Source organism: Streptomyces durbertensis (genome assembly GCF_014156695.1).
Taxonomy (GTDB): domain Bacteria; phylum Actinomycetota; class Actinomycetes; order Streptomycetales; family Streptomycetaceae; genus Streptomyces; species Streptomyces durbertensis.
The window spans coordinates 1-18,480 of record NZ_WMLF01000061.1 but is presented as its reverse complement, the minus strand read 5'-3'; the positions used below and the strand labels follow the sequence as shown (position 1 = coordinate 18,480).

The 18,480-nt window shown below is 73.7% G+C and carries 13 protein-coding genes; 7 read left to right on the top strand and 6 right to left on the bottom strand.

Going from position 1 to position 18,480, the window contains the following annotated elements; translation table 11 throughout:
* The coding region (locus tag GL263_RS28255) for an FHA domain-containing protein (protein ID WP_228456171.1) at positions 1-688 on the top strand (688 nt) is incomplete at its 5' end.
* Here GL263_RS28255 and GL263_RS06630 read toward each other — a convergent pair.
* A complete protein-coding gene (locus GL263_RS06630; protein WP_182854645.1) occupies positions 685-1,641 on the bottom strand; it encodes a methyltransferase domain-containing protein in 957 nt (318 codons plus the stop codon). The two genes, GL263_RS28255 and GL263_RS06630, sit on opposite strands and share 4 nt — an antisense overlap.
* A gap of 168 nt (positions 1,642-1,809) precedes the next feature.
* Between GL263_RS06630 and GL263_RS06625 the strand changes: the two genes are divergently transcribed.
* The 6 genes from GL263_RS06625 to GL263_RS06600 all read left to right on the top strand — a co-directional run bounded on the left by GL263_RS06625 (position 1,810) and on the right by GL263_RS06600 (position 11,330).
* Positions 1,810-2,541, top strand: a complete 732-nt coding sequence (locus tag GL263_RS06625; RefSeq protein WP_182854644.1) for an ABC transporter ATP-binding protein — start codon at positions 1,810-1,812, stop codon at positions 2,539-2,541.
* Positions 2,538-3,671 carry an ABC transporter permease gene (locus tag GL263_RS06620; RefSeq protein ID WP_182854643.1) on the top strand — a complete coding sequence of 378 codons (1,134 nt, stop codon included), beginning with the start codon at positions 2,538-2,540 and terminating at the stop codon, positions 3,669-3,671. Before GL263_RS06625 ends, GL263_RS06620 begins: the two co-directional genes overlap by 4 nt.
* Positions 3,672-3,768: 97 nt before the next feature.
* The gene (locus tag GL263_RS06615) at positions 3,769-4,173 is read left to right on the top strand and encodes a globin (protein WP_323379275.1); all 405 of its coding nucleotides are present in this window, start codon (positions 3,769-3,771) and stop codon (positions 4,171-4,173) included.
* Between the two features lie 118 nt (positions 4,174-4,291).
* A complete protein-coding gene (locus tag GL263_RS06610; protein WP_182854641.1) occupies positions 4,292-7,537 on the top strand; it encodes an ABC transporter permease in 3,246 nt (1,081 codons plus the stop codon).
* The gene (locus GL263_RS06605; RefSeq protein WP_182854640.1) at positions 7,537-10,299 is read left to right on the top strand and encodes an FtsX-like permease family protein; all 2,763 of its coding nucleotides are present in this window, start codon (positions 7,537-7,539) and stop codon (positions 10,297-10,299) included. The genes GL263_RS06610 and GL263_RS06605 overlap by 1 nt, the downstream gene beginning before the upstream one ends.
* A 2-nt stretch (positions 10,300-10,301) precedes the next feature.
* Positions 10,302-11,330: an ATP-binding cassette domain-containing protein gene (locus GL263_RS06600; protein WP_182854639.1), complete on the top strand. Its 1,029-nt coding sequence runs from the start codon at positions 10,302-10,304 to the stop codon at positions 11,328-11,330.
* Positions 11,331-11,403: 73 nt separating this feature from the next.
* On the opposite strand, the gene GL263_RS06595 is transcribed toward GL263_RS06600, so the two are convergent.
* From GL263_RS06595 to GL263_RS28815, 5 genes are all read right to left on the bottom strand, one after another.
* Positions 11,404-12,069, bottom strand: coding sequence for a DUF8185 domain-containing protein (locus GL263_RS06595; protein ID WP_182854638.1), 666 nt, complete (start codon positions 12,067-12,069; stop codon positions 11,404-11,406).
* Positions 12,029-12,466: an acyl-CoA thioesterase gene (locus tag GL263_RS06590; protein ID WP_182854637.1), complete on the bottom strand. Its 438-nt coding sequence runs from the start codon at positions 12,464-12,466 to the stop codon at positions 12,029-12,031. The genes GL263_RS06595 and GL263_RS06590 overlap by 41 nt, the downstream gene beginning before the upstream one ends.
* Positions 12,467-12,471: 5 nt before the next feature.
* Positions 12,472-14,136 carry an energy-dependent translational throttle protein EttA gene (gene ettA, locus GL263_RS06585; protein WP_182854636.1) on the bottom strand — a complete coding sequence of 555 codons (1,665 nt, stop codon included), beginning with the start codon at positions 14,134-14,136 and terminating at the stop codon, positions 12,472-12,474.
* A gap of 132 nt (positions 14,137-14,268) precedes the next feature.
* Positions 14,269-15,798, bottom strand: coding sequence for a TQXA domain-containing protein (locus GL263_RS06580; RefSeq protein WP_182854635.1), 1,530 nt, complete (start codon positions 15,796-15,798; stop codon positions 14,269-14,271).
* A 477-nt stretch (positions 15,799-16,275) separates the two neighbouring features.
* Positions 16,276-18,039: a GTPase gene (locus tag GL263_RS28815; RefSeq protein ID WP_182854634.1), complete on the bottom strand. Its 1,764-nt coding sequence runs from the start codon at positions 18,037-18,039 to the stop codon at positions 16,276-16,278.
* Between the last annotated feature and the right edge of the window lie 441 nt (positions 18,040-18,480).

Genomic DNA, 18,480 nt, shown 5'->3' with positions numbered 1-18,480 from the left:
GCCCCAGCCGTACGGCGGGGCGTCCGAGCAGTCCTACCCGCCGGCGCACGGCCAGTCGTACCCGCCCCAGGGCGGCTACGGCTACCCCGGCGGGCCCGCGCCCTATCCGGGCGCCGGCGCTTCCTACGGCGGCCACGCCCCGGCCACCTACCCGCCCCCACCGCGGCACGGCGGGCCGCAGCCGGGTGGGCCGGTTCCGCCCGGCCCCCAGCAGTACGGGCAGCCGGCGCCCTACGGCCACCAGCAGCCGGGCCCCTACGGCCACCAGCAGCAGCCGCAGCCCGGCCCCTGGCACATCACCGTCTGGCAGGACCGCGAGTACTTCGCCGCGATGATGGAACGCAGCGGCCCCGAGGGCGCCGGACTGCGGATGCCGGAAGGCGCCCCCGAGCAGCACCTCCAGCTCACCGGTCAACAGCTCACGATCGGGCGCCGCCGCCAGTCGACCGGCGAGGCGCCGGACATCGACCTGTCCAGACCCCCGGAGGACCCGGGCGTCTCCCACCAGCACGCGATGTTCGTCCTCCAGCCGGACGGCGGCTGGGCCGTCGTCGACCAGGACTCCACCAACGGCACCACGATCAACGGCGCGGAGGACCCGATCCAGCCGTTCGTCCCGGTGCCGCTCAGGGACGGCGACCGGGTGCACGTCGGTGCCTGGACGACGATCACCGTCCGCCGGGGCTAGCCGGTCGGGTCCGGCGGGCCGTCGGGGAGTGGCCAGCGGTGCGGGCCGCGCGGGTCGTCCAGCCACGCCCACTGCCGCTCGGCCGTCGCGGTCACCCCGAAACGGGAGCGGTCCGGCCGGCGCTCCCGGCGCCACACGTCGTACGCCTCGACGGCCGTCAGCGACTCGGCGGCGAGCGCCAGCAGGAAGCGGAAGGAGTCGTCGGCCAGCACGTGTCCCGGGACGCCGGCCATACGCGGCAGCGGCTCCGGGCGGTAGCCGGCGCCCCGCAGCGGCACGAAGTAGGCGGAGGTCGACAGGAAGCGGCCCTCGCCGCGTCCCGGCTCGTCGACCCGCAGCGCGATGACGCCGGTGGCGAGAGGCGCGATCACCAGCCCGCCGGCGGCGGACTGGTCGAGCCACGGCGTCGGTACGGCGCTCAGCGCGCAGGTGGCGATGATCCGGTCGAAGGGCGCGCGCTCGGGGCAGCCCTCGTACCCGTCACCGGTGACGACCGTCGGCGCGTAACCGGCGTCCGCGAGGTGCCGGCGGGCCGAGTCGGTGAGCTGGGGGTCCACGTCGATGGTGGTGACCCGCTGCTCGCCGAGGCGGTGGCACAGGAGCCCGGCGTTCCACCCGGTGCCGGTGCCGATCTCCAGGACGGTCATGCCGTCCGCGACCTCCAGCGCGTGGAGCATCCGGGCCATCAGCGAAGGCTGGCTGCTGGAGGAGAGCAGTTCGCCCTCGCCCATGCTGACGGCGAGCGGGACGTCCTCGTAGCAGCCGTCCAGCCAGCGCTCGTAGGCTCCGGGCCCGGGGTCGTCACGGCACCGCCGCTCGTGGCCCAGGTAGGTGCCCAGGTAGTAGCAGGGCACAAAAAGCTCCCGGGGCACGGCCTCGAACGCGGCACGCCACGCGGGGTCCGGCAGCGCGCCCTGGGCGACCAGCGATCGGAGCAGCGCTTCCCTACGCATGTCTCCACTGTCCTGCTCCCGGGCCCGCGGCGCGAGGCCGGCGCGGTGGTCCTGTCACAGCCGTGTGGCGGGGGTCTGCCGGAGCCCCGGCAAGGGGCTGACCGGTGTTCCGACGAGGGTTGTCCACAGGCTTCGCCGGAGGATCGGGTTCCGGGATAGCGTCCGGCCATGGACCAGACCCCAGCGATCATGGCCGAAGGGCTGCGCAAGAGGTACGGCGACGTGGCGGCCGTCGACGGCGTCTCCCTCGAAGTCGGCCGCGGCGAGTTCTACGGCATCCTCGGCCCGAACGGCGCCGGCAAGACGACCACGATGGAGATGTTGGAGGGGCTGCGCCGGCCCGACGAGGGCGCCGCGCGGCTGCTCGGCGAGCCGTCCTGGCCGCGTGACCCGCGGCTGCTGCGGCGCATCGGGGTGCAGCTCCAGGCCTCGGCGTTCTTCGAGAAGCTGACGGCGCGGGAGCAGATACGGACCTTCGGCGCGCTCTACGGGGTGCCGGCCGAGGCGGCGGACGCCATGCTCGCCAAGGTCGGGCTGACGGAGAAGGCGGGGGTGCGGGACGACCAGCTCTCCGGTGGCCAGGCGCAGCGGCTGTCGATCGCCTGCGCGCTGGTGCACGACCCCGAGCTGGTGTTCCTCGACGAGCCGACGACCGGGCTCGACCCGCAGGCCCGGCGCAACCTGTGGGACCTGCTGCGCACGATCAACGCCGAGGGCCGCACGGTCGTCCTGACCACGCACTACATGGACGAGGCGCAGCAGTTGTGCGACCGGGTGGCGGTGATGGACCACGGCAGGGTGCTGCGCGTGGGCGCGCCCGCCGCGCTGATCGAGGAGTTGGGCGTGGAGTCCCTGGAGGACGTCTTCCTCGCCCTGACCGGACGGGAGTACCGCGGATGACCGGGTTCGTCAGCCTGTCCAGGGCCATGGCCCTGGGGCTTCTGCGGGACCGCGCGGCGGTCTTCTTCACGCTGGTCTTCCCGTTGATGTTCCTGCTGCTCTTCGGCGCGCTCTTCAAGGACACCAGCGCCAACGCGGTGAAGATCGTGCAGGTGGGCAGCGTCGCGGTCTTCGACGAGCTGCCGGACGTGGAGCGCGAGCGGCTGCGGCCGGTGCTGGAGATCGAGCGGACGAGCGGCTCGAAGGCGGCGCTGGAGCAGGCCCTGGAGAAGGTCCGCACGGGTGAGGTGGACGGCGTCGTCTACCAGCGGGAGACCGGTTCGCGCGGCTCGGCGGACGCCGCCGGCTCCGGCGCGGCCGCCGGGGCCGGCGGCCAGGTGGAGCTGCGGGTGTCGGCGGCCGACCCGGCGAAGGCCGGCAGCGTGCGGAGCATAGTCAGCTCGATCGTCCAGGAGGTCAACCTCCGGGCGACGGGCCAACCACCCCGGTACACGCTCGGCACCGACCGCGTCGAGGACAAGTCCGTCCAGGCGATCCAGTTCCTCACACCCGGACTGCTCGGCTGGGCGGTGGCCATGGGCGCCGTCTTCGGCACCGCGTACAACCTGGTGAGCTGGCGGAAGAAGCGCATCCTGCGGCGGCTGTGGCTGGCGCCCGTCGGAGCCGGTTCGGTGGTCGGCGCCCGGATCGGGGTGAACCTCGCGCTCGCCCTCGCCCAGACGGCGATATTCCTGGCCGTCGCGACCCTCCCCTACTACGGCCTCCAGCTCTCGGGGGACTGGTGGCTGTGTGTGCCGCTGATCCTCTCGGCCACGCTGGCCTTCATGTCGATAGGCCTGGTGGTCGGCGCGTGGGCGAAGACCGAGGAGGCCGCGAACGGCCTGGCCCAGCTGATCGTGCTCCCGATGGCCTTCCTGTCGGGATCCTTCTTCCCGCTCGACTCCGCGCCCGAGTGGGTGCAGACCATCTCCCGCTTCCTGCCGCTGCGACACCTGGCCGACGCCCTCCAGGGGGTGCTCAGCCGGGGCGAGAGCTGGGCCACGGCACTCCCGGTGATCGGTGGAATGCTGCTGTTCGGCGCGGTCCTCACCCTCGTCGCCCGCTCGATGTTCCGCTGGGACACCGCCTGACCGAGCCGCGGCGCCGCCGGCCGGCCGTCCCACCCGGGTCGGCCGGGCCGCCGCCGGGCCGCCCGGGCCGGTCCCGCCGATCTGCGACCATGGGTGCGTGATGGAGATACCACGCGGAAGCTTGCCGCAGCAGACGTTCTACGAGCAGGCCGGAGGCGAGGAGACCTTCCGGCGGCTGGCCCGGCTGTTCTACCAGGGCGTCGCCGGTGACCCGCTGCTCCGTCCCATGTACCCCGAGGACGACCTCGGCCCCGCGGAGGAGCGGCTGGCGCTGTTCCTGATGCAGTACTGGGGTGGTCCGCGGACCTACAGCGAGGAGCGGGGCCACCCCCGGCTGCGGATGCGGCACGCCCCGTTCACCGTCGACCAGGCGGCGCACGACGCCTGGCTGCGCCACATGCGCGCCGCCGTCGACGGGCTCGGCCTCGAACCGGAGCTGGAACGCCAGATGTGGAACTACCTGGTGTACGCCGCCCGCTCGATGATCAACACCCCGGGCTGACCGGAGCGTTCCGCGCAACGCCGGATCACAGGCAGGTCACGACCACTTCTGATCGCTCGTGTGAGCGGTTCCGAGTCTGCGAGTATCGAACGGACTCGAGGCTCGGACGGGGGGTGTCGTGGGCACGTTTGTGCTTCTGCGGGCCCGTACGCACCGGTTGCTGATCGCGGCCGCGCTGCTCACGGTTCTGCTGGCCACGGCGATGCTGACCACGCTCACCGCGTTCACGTCGGCCGTCGGTGACGCCGGGCTCAGTCGCAGCCTGGAGAAGGACGTCGCCGACCGGGCGGTCGTCTCGGCCCACGGCACGTTGCGTGCCGACGACCGCGCCGACACCGACCGTGCCGTGCGGGCCGAGTTGGAGAAGCTGTTCGGCGGGCTGCCGGTCGCGGTCGAGAGCAGCGTGCAGTCCGAGCGCTTCACGTTGCCGGACGGCGTGGGCGCGGCACGTGGCGACGACCCCGACCTGACGCTCTTCGCCGCGTTCGAACGCTCCCGGATGAAGCTGCTGGAGGGCTCCTGGCCGACCGCCCCCGGCAGGGGGAGCGTGCCGGCGCTGCTGTCCGACCGCGCCGCCGGGCAACTGGGCGTGTCCGTCGGGGACCGGCTGACGGTGACCGGCCGTCAGGGCCGACAGGCGCCCGAGGTACGCGTCGAGATCAGCGGCGTCTACCGCCCCGCCGACGCCCGGCACCCCTACTGGCGGCTGGACCCGCTGGGCGGCCGGGGCGCCCAGACCCTCTCCTTCACCACCTACGGGCCGCTTGTCGTCCACCCGTCCGCGTTCGACGCCGCCGTCCCGCCACAGGACGGCTACTGGCAGGCCGACGCCGACTTCCACGCCCTGCGCACCACCGACCTGGCCGGGCTGGCCGAACGGGTCAGCGGCGCGGTGGCGGGCTCCGGCGTCGAGGGCGTGCGGGGTGTCGAGGGCGTCGAAGTGACAAGCGAACTGCCCGAGGTGCTGGCCTCGTTGGACAGGTCGCTGCTGGTGGCCCGGTCCACCCTGCTCATCGGAGCGGTGCAGCTGGCGCTGCTGGCCGGCCTCGCCCTGCTGCTCGTCGCGCGGCTGCTGGCCAGCGAACGGGCGACGGAGACGGCACTGCTGCGGGCCCGGGGTGGCTCCCGCCGCACCCTGGCCGTGCTGGCGGCGGCGGAGGCGCTGCTGCTGGTGCTGCCGGCCGCGCTGCTCGCGCCGCCGCTGGTGCGCCCGGTCGTCGGCTGGTTGACGGGCAGCGGCCCGCTCGCTGAGGCCGGCGTCGAGCTGACGCCGGAGCTGGGCGGCGCGGTGTGGTTGACCGCGCTTGCCACCGCGCTCGCGGCGGGGCTGATGATGACCGCGCCCGTGCTGCGCCCACCCGCCGGCGGCGTCCGCCGGCGGCGGGCGGCCGTGCTGCGTGGCGGCGCCGACCTGGCGCTGGTGGTGCTCGCCGGCGTGGCCTACCTGCAGTTGCTGCGCCGTCGTGACGAAGGCGGGGTACTGGGCGGGGAAGCCGGCGGCTCGCTGGCCGTGGACCCGGTCCTGGTCGCGGCGCCCGCGCTGGCGTTGCTGGCCGGCACCGTGCTGGCGCTTCGGCTGCTGCCGCCGCTGGCCCGGCTCGCCGAACGCCGCGCGGCGCGCGGTCGTTCGCTGGTCGGCCCGCTCGCCGGCTGGCAACTCAGCCGCCGGCCCGCCAGGGGCGCCGCCCCGGCGACGCTGCTTGTGCTGGCGGTCGCCATGGGCGTCTTCTCCCTCGGGCAGAGCGCCAGTTGGGAGCGGTCGCAGCGGGACCAGGCCGACTTCGGCACGGGCGCCGACATCATGGTGAGCGGCTGGAGCACCCCCGACTTCGGGCAGGGCGGGGTGTTCGACGAGATCCCCGGGGTGCTGCTGGCCGCGCCGGTGGCGCGTGCCGAGTTCTCCGTCCGTGAGGGCCACACCACCCGGCTGCTGGCGACCGACACCCGTCACACGGACAAGCTGCTGCACATGCGGTCCGATCTCGCCGACGGGCCCTTCGCGACCCGCCTCACCAACCGCTCGGACGACGCCGCCGGCGTGGAACTCCCCGACGGCACGCCCCGGATCGGCGCCCGTCTGACGGCGACGGCACCGGACGGCGGCAAGGCGGCGGGCCCGGTCGAGGACGGCACGCTGACCGCGGTCGTCGAGGACCGGCACGGCCTGCCCCACCGCTTCCGGCTGGGCACCCTGCCCGCGGACGACCGGACGCACGGCTTCCGGCTGGAGCCGCGCAGCGCCGTCGGTGAGGGCGCGTACGCGGGGCCGCTGCGGCTGGTGCGCCTGGAGATCGACGCGCAGGTGCCGTTCGGCACCCCCCAGCAACTCCGCCTCAGCGTCACCGGACTGGGTGGCGCGGACGGCGACTGGTCCGCCGGACTCACCACCTCAAGCGCCCAGTTCGTGCGGGAGGACGTACCCGACGGCCGTCCGAAGGCCGGCCGGGTCACCGCCGGCGCGGAGGGTCCGACCGTGGAGTGGCTGACCGGCGCCGCCCGGGAGCCCGGCCGCTTCTTCAGCGCCCCGGCGTCCCGCAACACCCTGGCGCTCAGCGCCGAGGGCACACCGCCGGGGCCGCCGCCGGCCGTGGTCACCGACGCCTACCTGGAGGCGGGCGGCGCCAAGGTCGGTGACGAGGTACGCGTCCAGGTCGCCGGTACGGACGTCACCGTCCGCGTCGTCGGCGCGGTCCGGGAACTGCCGACGGCGCCCGGCGTCCCCGGGTCGGACGGCGGCGCGGTGCTCGTCGACCTGGCGGCGCTGGACCGGGCCCTGGAGGCGGCGGGCAGCCGCCCGTTGCCGATCACCGACTGGTGGGTCGGGGCCCGGGCGGGCGCCACTCAGGAGGTCGCGGAGCGGCTGCGGGCCCGCGCCGACGTGGAGACGGTGCTGGTGCGCGAGCAGGTCGCGGAGCAGTTGCGGGCCGATCCGCTGGGCGCCGGACCGCGGGCGGCGCTGGGCGCCACCGCCGTGGCCGCCGCGCTGCTGGCGTCGACCGGCTTCGCGGTGAGCGTCGCCGGGTCGGTAAGGGAACGTGCGCGGGAGTTCGCCGTTCTGCGGGCGCTCGGCGCCTCGCGGCGGCAGCTCGCCCGTGTGGTGGCGACCGAGCACGCCGTCCTGGTCGCGTTGTCGATGGTGGTGGGCACGGTGCTGGGTGTGCTGCTGCTTCGGCTGGTGCTGCCGCTGATCGTGCTGACGTCCGACGCCACACGGCCTGTGCCAGGGCTGCTGGTCGAGGTACCGCTGGGGCCGTTGGGGTTGCTGCTGGCCGCGATGGCCGTGGTGCCGCTGCTCTCGGTGGCGTTGATCGCGATGCGCCGGGGTGACGCGGCCGGTGCGCTGCGGGAGCAGGGGGAGCTCTGATGGCACAGCCGGGAGAACTGCTCACCTGGGTGCGGGTGCGGCTCACCTCCGCCCGCACGACCGCGCTGACGCTCGCGCTCGTCGTCGCCGTCACCTCGTTCTGCCTCGTGCTCGCCCCACGGGTCGTCGAGGACCAGGCGGACCGCTCGCTCCGGCACGCCGTGTCCAAGGCCGCGCTGCTGGAGCGCGGTGTCAGCGGCGAGGCCGTGCCCGAGCAGTACCGCAGCGTGGACGGCGACTTCCTGACGCCGGACGCGCTGGACCGGGTGGAAGCGGCCTTCGTCCGGCGGATCCGCCCGCCGCTGCGCTTCGACCCGGACCGCGTCGCCTACGGCGCCCGCAACCACGCGCCCGCCGCCGTCGTCAGCGAGGGCCTGCCGCGTCCCACGCCTCGTCTCGACCCCGAGCTGACCCTGTTCGCGCAGCAGGGCGAGATCACCGACTTCGCGGACGTCGTCCGAGGGCGCCCGCCGGCCGGCCGGGTCACCGGAGCCCGCGACGACCGCCAAGTGGAGGCCGCGCTCACCGAGGCCACGGCACGCCGCATGAAGGTGTCCGTCGGCGGCGTCCTCACCCTGGGCGGCGCGCAGGGCGAGACCCGGGTGACCGTCACCGCCGTCGTCCGGCCCAAGGACCGCTCGCACCCCTACTGGGCGAACAACCGGCTGCTGACCAGCCCCCGGCTGAAGGTGCTGGTGGAACCCGGCTCCGACCCCGCCTACCTGTGGGAGTTCGGCGCGCTGCTCGACCGGCGGGCGGCGCCCGTGCTGCGGGACGTCCGGGACGGGGCGGTGCTGTACTGGCACCACCCGATCGACGCCCGCGCCCTGACCGCCGACCAGGTCCCCGCCGCTCAACGGATGTTGACGTCGTTGACCAGCGGGGCCGGCGCGACGGGCCTCTCCGAGGAGTCGCCGGTCGGCGACATCGAGGTGAGCAGCGGACTCGGGCCCCTCCTCACGGCGTTCGAACGGGAACGCGACGCGGTCGCCCCGCTGGTCGCCACCGCGTCGCTCGGCGTCGGAACCGCCGCCCTCATCGTGCTGCTGATGACGGCCGCGCTCGGTGTCGAGCGGCGACGCGAGGAACTGTCCCTGCTCAGGGCCCGCGGCTGCTCGCTCCCCGCCCTGTTCGGACGGCTGAGCGCGGAGAACGCCGCCGTCGCCGTGCCGGCCGCCTCGCTCGGCACCACGCTCGCCCTGCTCGTGGCGCCCGGCGGTGACGGCTCGGCCGGCGGCGCACTCCGCGGTGCGCTGCTCGGTCTCCTGGTGGTGCTGGTCGCGACGCTTTCCGGGCCGCTGCGCGCGGTGGCCACGCACCGGACACACCAGGGCACCGACCGCCGGGACGTCGTCCGCGCCAGGCCGTCCCGCCGGCGCACCGTCGCCGAACTCACCCTCCTGGTCCTCGTCGGGGTGGCCGTCGCCGCCGTCCGCGGCCAAGGGGAGGGAGCCGGACCGCTGCTGGCCGCCGCGCCCGTACTGCTGTCCCTGGCCGCCGCGATCGTCCTGCTCCGCGCGTATCCGCTGCCGCTGCGGCTGCTCGGCCGGGCCGCGGCGAGGCGCCGCGGCCCGGTGCTCTTCCTCGGCCTCGCCCGGGCCGGGCGGGCGCCCGCCGGTGCCGGGCTGCCGCTGCTCGCCCTGCTGGTGACGCTGACCGTCGCCGCCTTCGGAGGATCCGTACTGACCGGGGTGGCCGACGCGCGCGACCGGGCGGCCCTCGCCGCCGTCGGGGCCGACGCGCGGGTCGCCGACGCGCTCGGACTGCCCGAGGAGATCAAGAACCGGGTCGACGCGCTGCCGGGCGTCCGCTCCAGTCTGCTCGTCCACGCCGACACCCGGGGACGGTACGTCGGCCGGGGCAGCGGCACCTCGTTCTTTGTCGTGATCGCCGACCCCGAGGAGTACGCCGAGCTGGCCCGCCGCACCGGTCTCGGCCCCTTCCCCGCCGAGGCGCTACGGGACGACGGCGGCCGGACCCTGCCGGCCGTGGTCTCCCCCGGCGTCGCCCGACAGCTCGGCGAGAACGGCCGGATCACCGTCTCGGGAGTGCCGCTCGACCTCCGGCCCGTCCAGACCACCGACATGACACCCGCCGTCACGTCGGGAGAGTTCGCGATCGTCTCCGCCGACGCGGTGAGCCGGCTGCGTGACAAGCCGCACGAACGGCATCTGCGGGAGCCGACGATGCTGCTGGTCACCGCGCGGGACGCGGCCGGCGGCGGCTTGGACGCCGAGGCGCTGCGTACCGCCGCCCGCGAGGTCGACGAGGACAGCGCCGTGACCGTCCGCGCAGAGGAACGCGCACGCCTCACCGACTCCCCTCTCCAGGCCGGCGCCACCGGCCTCTACCTGGCGGCGCTCGGCGTCGCGCTCGGCTACAGCGTGCTGGCGCTGCTGCTGTCCCTCGTACAGACCGCGCCGGAACGGAGCCGGCTGCTCTCCCGGCTGCGGTCCATGGGGCTCAGCAAACGGCAGGCCCGTGGGCTGCTCCTGGTGGAGTCCCTGCCGCAGTACGCCCTGGCGGTGGGCGGCGGGGTGCTCGTTTCGGCCGCCACCGTGGTGCTGCTGCGCCCCGGCATCGACCTCCGCGGGCTGGCCGGTACCACCACAACCGGGCTTCCGGCGGAACTGCCGCTCAACGCCGCCGCGCTGGCGCTGCCCGCGCTCGGCGTCCTGGCGTTGGGGTGCCTCACGCTGCTGATCCAGGCATGGCTGATGGCCGGACGCCGCCGGCCGACCGAACCGAGGACGGTGGACTGACCATGGCCCACACAACCGAACCGGCCGACACGACCGACACGGCTGACACGGCCGACGCGACCGAAACCGCCGAGACCGCCGCGCGTGGCGGCACCGTCTCGCTGGCCGACCTGGAGGCGCGGGCGGCCGCCCGCGGTGCCGCGAGCGGGTACGGCCACGACGCGCTGATCGTCTGCGACCGCCTCGTCCGTGTCTACAGCACCGACGGCATCGAGGTTCAGGCACTCCAGGGCCTCGACCTGCTGGTGGAGCGGGGGGAACTGATGGCGCTGGTCGGCGCGTCGGGCAGCGGCAAGTCCACGTTGCTGAACATCCTCACCGGACTCGACGTGCCCACCGCGGGATCCGCCTCCGTCGCCGGCTGCGACCTGCTGAACATGGACGCTGCGACCCGGCTCCGCTACCGCCGTGAGATCGTCGGCTTCGTCTGGCAGCAGACCGCCCGCAACCTGCTGCCGTTCCTGACCGCCCACCAGAACGTCATGCTGCCCATGCAGTTGCGCGGCGGCGGACCGGGAGGGCGCCGGGCGCGGAAGTCCCGGGCCGACGAACTGCTGGACATCCTGGACCTCGCGCACTGCCGCGACCTCCGCCCGGCCCAGCTCTCCGGCGGTGAGCAGCAGCGCACGGCGATCGCGGTCGCGTTGGCCAACGGCCCGGACGTCGTGTTCGCCGACGAACCGACCGGCGAGCTCGACAGCAGCACCGCCGAGCAGGTCTTCGCCGCCTTCCGCCGCGTCAACGACGAGCTGGGGACCACCGTGGTCATCGTGACGCACGACGCGACGGTGGCCGAGGAGGTGCGCCGCACCGTCGCCATCCGGGACGGCCGAACGGCCTCCGAGGTGCTGCGCCGCACCGAGGTGGACGAGCACGGCCGGGAGTCGGTCGTCGCGCAGGAGTACGCGACGATCGACCGGGCGGGCCGCCTCCAGCTGCCGCGGGACTTCACGGAGCCGCTGGGCATCAAGGAACGTGTGCTCCTGGAGCTGGAGGAGGACCACATCCAGATCCACCCGGACCGCGCATGACCCCGCCCGCCGGCTCAGGCCGGGGAGCTGGGGTCAGCCGTGGTGAGGTGGGTTCAGGCGTGGTGAGGTGGGTTCAGGCGGGGCTGACCGGCAGCGTGGCGGGGCGGGTCGTCCGTACCGCCACCGACCCGTAGGGCGTGCGCAGCCGCAGCCAGCCGCCCGTCTCCAGCAGCAGTACCGGCTGTTCGCCGCGGAGGAAGCCCAGCGCGTGCGCGGCGTGCGCCGCGCGGAGCGGCAGTCCCGTCCGGCCGAGCGGCCTCGACCAGATCTCCTCCGCCAGGGCGTCCAGCCGCTTCCGGTCCCGCTGGGGCGCCGGCAGCCCTTCGGCCCGCTGCCGGAACTCCGCCACCGCCGCCGAGGCGACCGCGCGCACGGCGTCCACCGGCAGCTCTCCCTGCCGCCGCCAGCCGCCGCGCGGCGGAAGCACGCCCGCCCACGCCGGGCCGGTGATGTCCGGCGGTACGGACACCGTCTCCCGCTGCTCGTCGACCCGCTCCAGCAGTTCCCCTGCCGAGACGGTGCTGTCCAGCTCGACGGGTTCGAGCAGCCGGGCCGTGCGGACGACCAGCACGTCGAACCTCGCCGGCCTGGCGAAGAACCCGACGACGCCGTCCGCCGCCTTGATCCGCACCGAGGCGTTCTTCTCCCACCGGAGCAGACGCTGGAGGAAGGCGGCCAGCCCGGCCGCCTCCCCCGGGTCAGCGAACGCCAGTCGGCGCACGGTTGTCGAAGCTGTCATCGACGTATGCCTCCAGGAAGGAGCGCTCCTCGGCGCTGATCCGCCGGGGACGACCGGACTCCAGGTCGTAGGGCACCACAACCGTGCTCGCCCGTACGTAGACGTCCGTGTTGTCCTTGATCTCGTAGCTGACCGTCACCGAGGCGCGGCCGAGCTTGGACACCCACGTCTCGACCGTCACCGGCTCGTGCCGGTGGACCAGCGGCCGCAGGTAGTCGATCTCGTGCCGCGCCACCACACTGCCCCCGGTGAACGCGTCCGAGGCCGCCTCCCTGGCCAGCCGGAACATCATGTCGATCCGCGCCTCCTCCAGATAGCGCAGGAACACGACGTTGTTGACATGGCCGAAGGCGTCCATGTCCGACCAGCGAAGCGGGCACTCGTACACGTGGCGCATGTGGATCAGCCCCGCGTCAGCTTCTTGTAGGTGGCACGGTGCGGACGCGCGGCGTCCGGGCCGAGACGCTGGATCTTGTTCTTCTCGTAGGACTCGAAGTTGCCCTCGAACCAGAACCACTTGCTGTCGCCCTCGTACGCCAGGATGTGCGTGGCGACACGGTCGAGGAACCAGCGGTCGTGGGAGACGACCACGGCGCAGCCGGGGAAGTCCAGCAGCGCGTTCTCCAGCGAGGACAGCGTCTCCACGTCGAGGTCGTTCGTCGGCTCGTCGAGGAGGAGCAGGTTGCCGCCCTGCTTGAGGGTGAGCGCCAGGTTGAGGCGGTTGCGCTCACCGCCGGAGAGCACACCGGCCGGCTTCTGCTGGTCCGGGCCCTTGAAGCCGAAGGCGCTGACGTACGCGCGCGAGGGCATCTCGACCTGGCCGACGTTGATGTAGTCCAGTTCGTCGGAGACGACGGCCCACAGCGTCTTCTTCGGGTCGATGTTGGCCCGCGACTGGTCGACGTAGGAGATCTTGACGGTCTCGCCGACCCGGATGTTGCCGCCGTCCGGCTGCTCCAGGCCCTGGATCATCTTGAACAGCGTGGTCTTGCCGGCGCCGTTCGGGCCGATGACACCGACGATGCCGTTGCGCGGCAGGGTGAAGGACAGGTCGTCGATCAGGACCTTCTCACCGAACGCCTTGGAGAGGTTCTCCACCTCGACGACGACGTTGCCCAGACGCGGGCCCGGCGGGATCTGGATCTCCTCGAAGTCCAGCTTCCGCATCTTCTCCGCCTCGGCGGCCATCTCCTCGTAGCGGGCGAGGCGGGCCTTGGACTTCGCCTGGCGACCCTTGGCGTTGGAGCGGACCCACTCCAGCTCGTCCTTGAGGCGCTTGGCGCGCTTGGCGTCCTTCTGGCCCTCGACCTTGAGCCGGGACTGCTTGGTCTCCAGGTACTTGGAGTAGTTGCCCTCGTAGCCGTGGGCGCGGCCGCGGTCCAGCTCCAGGATCCACTCGGCCACGTTGTCCAGGAAGTACCGGTCGTGGGTGATCGCCACGACGGTGCCCGCGTACTTGGCCAGGTGCTGCTCCAGCCACTGGACGGACTCGGCGTCCAGGTGGTTGGTCGGCTCGTCGAGCAGCAGCAGGTCCGGGGCCTCCAGCAGCAGCTTGCAGAGCGCGACGCGGCGCTTCTCACCACCGGAGAGGTTGGTGACGGGCCAGTCGCCCGGGGGGCAGCCCAGAGCGTCCATGGCCTGCTCGAGCTGGGCGTCCAGGTCCCACGCGTTGGCGTGGTCGAGCTGCTCCTGGAGCTTGCCCATCTCCTCCATCAGCTCGTCGGTGTACTCGGTCGCCATCTGCTCGGCGATCTCGTTGAACCGGTCGAGCTTGCCCTTGGTCTCGGCCACGCCCTCCTGCACGTTCTCCAGCACCGTCTTGGACTCGTTGAGCGGCGGCTCCTGGAGGAGGATGCCGACCGTGTAGCCCGGGCTGAGGAACGCGTCGCCGTTCGACGGCTGCTCAAGGCCGGCCATGATCTTCAGCACGGTCGACTTTCCCGCGCCGTTGGGCCCGACCACGCCGATCTTCGCACCGGGCAGGAAGCTCAGGGTGACGTCGTCAAGGATCACCTTGTCGCCGTGCGCCTTGCGCGTCTTGCGCATGGTGTAGATGTACTCAGCCAAGGGAAACCGTCCGGCTTTCTGGAGGTGGGCAGATGGAACCATCCTGCCGTACTCGACGCCGCGGACGGAAACCGGGCGGTGAGCGCCCGGTCCCCACCCGGCACCGCCGGCAGGTGGCCGGTGCCGCCGCTGTCAGCGGTCGTCGTCCCCGCGGGGCGCCCCGTCACCGGATGTCGCCGACCGGCCCGGCTGGTCCGGCTGGTCCGGCTGGTCCGGCTGGTCGTCCGCCTGACCCGGCTGGTCCTGGTCCGACGCCGACGCCGGGGACGCCTTGGACCTGCGGACCATCAGCAGCGCCAGGACACCGACCGCCAGCAGCCCGCCGGCGACCGCGAGCACCAGGGGGACGTTGCTGGAGCTACCCGTCTCGGCGAGGTTGGGCTCCCCGCCGGCACCACCGACGGTGACGGGCCCGGACTGCACGGTGAGGCCGTCGTCGACCACCGGCGCGACCGACTTGGTCGCACAGTCCAGCACACCGGCGAACGTCGGCGAGTAGCCGTTGGGGCCGTTCAACGTGATGCGGTAGGGCTGGTCCTCCGCCACCGGCACGGTCACCTGCTCCAGACCACCGGCCGGCACCCGGTAGGTGTGCTCACCGAGAGTGAACGTGTACTCGTCGTCACCCGCGTTGCTCACCCGGAGGACAACGCCGCCCTCCGCGCAGCTGTCCACAGCGGTGACGGCGGGCAGCGGGCCGGCGGCGGCCCAGTGCGCGCTCACCGCGGCGGTGATCGTCGAGTCGCTGGACCCGGCGAGGACCTGGGCGGCGGTGGGCTCGCCCGTGCCGGTGAGCGTCCTCCCCACCGGCACGGTGGCCGCGGCCTGGACGGTCAGCTCGGTCGAGCCGCCCTCGGCCTTCTCGGGGACGTCGAACCAGAACCGGCCGCCGTCGGCGACCGCGCGGATCTCCTCACCCCGCTCGTCGACCACCCGCACGCCCTGCCGTTCGGCGTTCGGGGCCGGGCTGAGGCTCACCGTCTGACCGCTCGTGCGCACGGTCACGGGTCCCAGCCGCCCTCCGGGCGGGCCGGAGACCGCGGCCGGGAGCAGGGCGAGCGAGGCGCGGGGTTCCGCCCTGCGCTCGGCCGCCTTGTACAGGTAGTCGGCGAGCTTCTGCGCGCCCTTGTCGACGGCCTCCACCTGCGCGCCGTCCGAGTAGCGCCAGATCGCCACCTGGGTGCCGGCGGCGGCGGTCTGCGGCGTGAGCCGGCCGACCCCGGCCTTCCTCGCCAGGGCGGTGAGGTCGTTGACCTGGGGGTAGGAGTTCTCCACGATCCAGCGGATCCGGCCCGCGTCGGGGTTCCCGTGCAGCGGGGAGGCGCCCCACGCGCTCTCGCGGTACTGCGCCTGCTCCTGGGTCGGGGTGTACAGGTCGACCCCGTAGGTCTGGAGGCTGCCGCCGCCGGTGACGGACATCTCCGAGAGCCCCGCGCCGGTCTCGACGCGCTCGCCGTCCTCCACCACGATCGCCCGGTCGTGGACTCTCAGGCCCTCCAGGGTGGCCACCACGCCTCCGGTGGACCCTCCGGCGGCTGTCTGCGCCGGAGCCCCCGGCGCCGCGACGGCCGCCGCGCCGCTCGCCACGACCAGCCCCGAGGCGACGACAACTCCCCTGACCACGCGCCGGGCGATGGCTGCCCGGCCGCGTATCGCGATCATGCTTTTCCCCTCATCAGCCCCACGACACACCGGGTTCCGGCCCCGGAGGGTCTGACCGGGGATCGTAGAGAGGGAACGTGGCGGGATCCCCCACTTTCACGATCACTACGCCTACCGACTCGCAATCGTTATCGGCGAATGCCGCGAAAACGGATCTTCGAGGCGTGACCACCTCCCCTCTCCGACGAACAACCGTTCTCTCCAGCCGCCTTCGGGACGTGCACCCGCGCACGACCCCGCACGCCTTCCGGCTGACGGACGATCAAGGCCCGTCAGCGACCCGTGTCTTCACCTCCTCCTGCCGCCGGCGAACCGCGCCGCAGCGGCGCCTCCCGACCGGGATGCCGGGCAGGGCACCATCGTGACGGGAGGTCAAGACTTCTGCTCGACCCTGTGGACTACTCAGCGGTTGTGGACAACTCGGCCACACGTTCGAGTGATCGGCGGCTCGATCGCCCACCCACGCTCGCGGAGCCGCTACGGTTGCCGTGACGCGGCGAACACGTACTGGTCACGTACCTCCGAGTAGCGCAGCAACTCGGCCGCCACCGGTTCCAGCACGAGAGAGCGTCCGTGGTCGGCCGCCAGGCGCCTCAACTGTCGCTCGTGCTCCGCCCCGAACGCCTCGGCCGGCGCCCTGGCCGCCAGCCGGCAGCCCCAGGCCAGCACGGGCCCGCCCCCCGCTCCGACCACCATCAGTGCCAGCGCCGGCCACCTGTCGGCGCCCATGCCTCCCGTCACCAGTCCGAGCAGCAGCCAACACAGTCCGATCAACTGGAAGACCACCAGCACCGCCTGGCCGGCGGCGGCCATCGTCCACCACCTCGGTCGTACCCGCTCCGGCGGTCTGACCGTCGCGACGGCCTTGTCCAAGGCGGCCGGCAGCACCTCGCCCCCCGCCCGAGCCGCCTCCCGCACCGAGCGGGCCCAGTCCTCAGGGAGACCGGATGTCACCTCGTCCACCAGACCTCGAACCGCCTGCTCCACCACCGGCCGCCCGGCGGGCTGCGGTGGTACCGGGACCGCCGGCGCGCCGGTCGCCCCCGCCGGGCCCTCCGGAAGTTCCCCTCGCCTGGCGGACAGCCGCCGCGCCTGCCAGCGGGCCAGCCCCGCCCACCCCGTACCGCACGCCGCGTCCGCCTGACGCAGCCAGACACGCTCGGCCGTACGCCCGGCCGCCGTCGCGCCCACCGCCACGCCGAGCCGTTCCTCGAACTCCTCCCGCGCCGCCACCGTCAGCCCGTCCGGCTGCCGGTCGCCGTCTCCGACGAACACCGGCCGCAGCTCGCCCACCACCCTGTCCACATCGGCCGCCAGTCGCCGCGCCGCCGCCTGCCGGTGGGCCACCAGTTCCTCCAGGGACTCCCGGAACTCCGGCACGCCCTCCCCGGTGAGGGCGGAAAGCGCCGCCACCTGGGCGCCGGGTTCGCCGTACTCCCCCAGCGCCACACCGTCCTCGTCCAGCAGCCGACGCAGATCGTCCAGCAGTTCCTCGGTCGCCTGGGGGGACAGCCGGTCGATCTGGTTGAGCACGACGTAGGTCACCTCGGCGTGCCCGGCGAGCGGTCGCAGGTAGCGCTCGTGCAGTGCCGCGTCGGCGTACTTCTCCGGGTCGACCACCCAGACCACGGCGTCCACCAGCTTCAGCAGCCGGTCCACCTGCGCCCGGTGGCCGGGGTCCATGGAGTCCTGGTCGGGCAGGTCGAGCAGCACCAGCCCGCCGAGCGTCCGGTTCTCGCTCGTCCGCCCGTGGGCACGGCGCCTGGCCCGCGGCGGTACGCCGAGTCGTTCCAACAGCCCTTCCGCGCCGCCGTCCCGTTCCGACGCCTCCCAGACACACGCCACGGGAACGGAGGTGGTGGGCCGCCGGACCCCGGTGTCGGAGAGTTGCACCCCCGCGATCGCGTTGAACAGCGAGGACTTGCCGCAGCCGGTGGGTCCGGCGATGGCGACGGTCGTGTGCGCCCGCGACAGCCTGCCCCGGGCGGAAGCCTCCTCCAGGACGCGGACGGCCTCGGCGAGCGTGTCCGGCTCCAGTCGGGTCTGGGAGAGGCCGACCAACTCCCGCAGCGCCACCAGTCTCTTCCCCAGCCCCAGCTCGCCACCGACCACAGGGGCCGGGCGGCGCGTGGTCGACCGACCGCCCTCCAACGGCTGCTCGCCGGAGAGCCCGACGTGAGACCGCCCAAGCGCGTCCGGCGGCGCGACCGGAAGCGGTTCGGGCTCACCGGTGACAGGCATCGGAGGCACGTGTGCCGGCGCGGGGCTGCGCGGGGGCGTCGAGGAGGAGGGAGCCGGAGCACTTGGCGGTGGAGACAGCGGGGGCGGCGGTTCGGGCAGCACGTTGAACCGACCGGTGCCGGTGCCGGCCGCGGTCCTCAGCTTCCCGTTCGACGCCGGCGCCACGGACAGCACCTCCACCGACTCATCCGCCGCTCCGGGCCCGCCCGCACGGCCCGGCGGCGCGATCTCCGGCCACGCCTCCAGCGGCGGCGGGGAGTTGCGCCGGGCCGACAGCGGACGTACCCGCCGAGCGATCAGCCCGTCGTCCCAACGGTGCGGGTGGCCCGCCTCCCGCCCACCGTCCCCGTTCCCGTTGCCGTTCCCGTTCCCGTTCCCGTTCCCGTTCCCGTTCCCGTTCCCGTTCCCGTCGATGGGTTCCGCCCATGTGCCGTGCTCGTC

Coding starts and splice junctions, on each gene's coding strand:
- GL263_RS06600 (WP_182854639.1), top strand. CDS start 10,302: ATGGCCCACACAACCGAACCGGCCGACACGACCGACACGGCTGACACG.
- GL263_RS06625 (WP_182854644.1), top strand. CDS start 1,810: ATGGACCAGACCCCAGCGATCATGGCCGAAGGGCTGCGCAAGAGGTAC.
- GL263_RS06605 (WP_182854640.1), top strand. CDS start 7,537: ATGGCACAGCCGGGAGAACTGCTCACCTGGGTGCGGGTGCGGCTCACC.
- GL263_RS28815 (WP_182854634.1), bottom strand. CDS start 18,039: ATGCCTGTCACCGGTGAGCCCGAACCGCTTCCGGTCGCGCCGCCGGAC.
- GL263_RS06590 (WP_182854637.1), bottom strand. CDS start 12,466: ATGCGCCACGTGTACGAGTGCCCGCTTCGCTGGTCGGACATGGACGCC.
- GL263_RS06630 (WP_182854645.1), bottom strand. CDS start 1,641: ATGCGTAGGGAAGCGCTGCTCCGATCGCTGGTCGCCCAGGGCGCGCTG.
- GL263_RS06620 (WP_182854643.1), top strand. CDS start 2,538: ATGACCGGGTTCGTCAGCCTGTCCAGGGCCATGGCCCTGGGGCTTCTG.
- GL263_RS06580 (WP_182854635.1), bottom strand. CDS start 15,798: ATGATCGCGATACGCGGCCGGGCAGCCATCGCCCGGCGCGTGGTCAGG.
- GL263_RS06595 (WP_182854638.1), bottom strand. CDS start 12,069: ATGACAGCTTCGACAACCGTGCGCCGACTGGCGTTCGCTGACCCGGGG.